Source organism: Geomonas sp., assembly GCF_056994735.1.
Genome location: NZ_JBXKJL010000190.1, coordinates 1 through 1,289, shown reverse-complemented (window position 1 = coordinate 1,289; position 1,289 = coordinate 1). Strand labels below are relative to the sequence as shown.

The 1,289-nt window shown below is 62.8% G+C and carries 2 tRNA genes and 2 rRNA genes; all 4 read left to right on the top strand.

Going from position 1 to position 1,289, the window contains the following annotated elements:
- Positions 1-398: ribosomal RNA gene (locus AC11W3_RS08615) — 16S ribosomal RNA — on the top strand; the annotation flags it as partial.
- A 232-nt stretch (positions 399-630) separates the two neighbouring features.
- Positions 631-707, top strand: a tRNA-Ile gene (locus AC11W3_RS08610).
- An 18-nt stretch (positions 708-725) separates the two neighbouring features.
- Positions 726-801, top strand: a tRNA-Ala gene (locus tag AC11W3_RS08605).
- A gap of 399 nt (positions 802-1,200) precedes the next feature.
- Positions 1,201-1,289: ribosomal RNA gene (locus tag AC11W3_RS08600) — 23S ribosomal RNA — on the top strand; the annotation flags it as partial.

The following is a 1,289-nucleotide window of genomic DNA, read 5'->3' as shown; positions in this document are numbered from 1 at the left end:
CTCACACGGGACTGCCGAGAGAAACTCGGAGGAAGGTGGGGACGACGTCAAGTCAGCATGGCCCTTACGTCCTGGGCTACACCCACGCTACAATGGCCGGTACAACGGGCGGCGAAACCGCGAGGTGGAGCGAATCCCTTAAAGCCGGTCTCAGTTCGGATTGTAGGCTGCAACTCGCCTACATGAAGCCGGAGTTGCTAGTAACCGCCGGTCAGCATACGGCGGTGAATATGTTCCCGGGGCTTGTACACACCGCCCGTCACGTCATGAAAGCTGGCAACACCCGAAGCCGGTGGGCCAACCCGCAAGGGAGGCAGCCGTCGAAGGTGGGGTCGGTGATTGGGACGAAGTCGTAACAAGGTAGCCGTACCGGAAGGTGCGGCTGGATCACCTCCTTTCTAGGGAGATCCGAGTCAGGACCATTACGGTGAGGTCCTGGCGTTGATGGCTCCCAGGTTGATCGCCCGATCGTTCGCACCTCTAGCTCGAGTGGGGTGCGCCGGCGCAAGCCGGAGATCGACAAGCGACTCGGCGAGACACCGTACCGGGCACGATCAGTCGGCCCTGTTCCTACCACTCTTCAAGGGTTATGGTGCGGCGGCCCTGCCTGTCCGGTGAGGCTGGCACCCAGGGCGCATAGCTCAGTTGGTTAGAGCGCGGCCCTGATAAGGCCGAGGTCCCTGGTTCGAGTCCAGGTGCGCCCACCACTCCGCACCCATGAGCACGGGGACGTAGCTCAGCTGGAAGAGCATCTCCTTTGCAAGGAGAGGGTCAGGAGTTCGAGTCTCCTCGTCTCCACCACCTTCCGGTCCAGGCAACTGGCATCGAAATTGAATAGCTCGGGCCCAACCCGGGACGACCTTCGGGTCCCACACCGCGATGAAACCACGACGGTTCGCAGGCTGGCCCTCCGAACCGTCGTACCGCGTCCGGGGCCACCATGCGGGATCCCCTGATCCGTGCGCTCCACCGGAGCCCACCGACCAGCGGAGACGCTGGGACGACGGGGAGCCAGGCTCCACGTCGCCGAACCGCCTCGGCGGTGCACCTTAACAACTGGATAGATGACGGCAGTAAAGAAGATCGAAGGCCGTCGATCGCAAGATCGATGGTCCGAGGATCATGATTTCGCCGTGAAATCAAGGAGAACCCCGATCACGATCCCGTCCCGCACTGACCGCCTGGTCAGATGCTGGCGGAGGTCAAGCTACACAGGGCACGGGGTGGATGCCTTGGCGCCAAGAGCCGATGAAGGACGTGGCAGGCTGCGTTAAGCCCCGGGGAGTCGC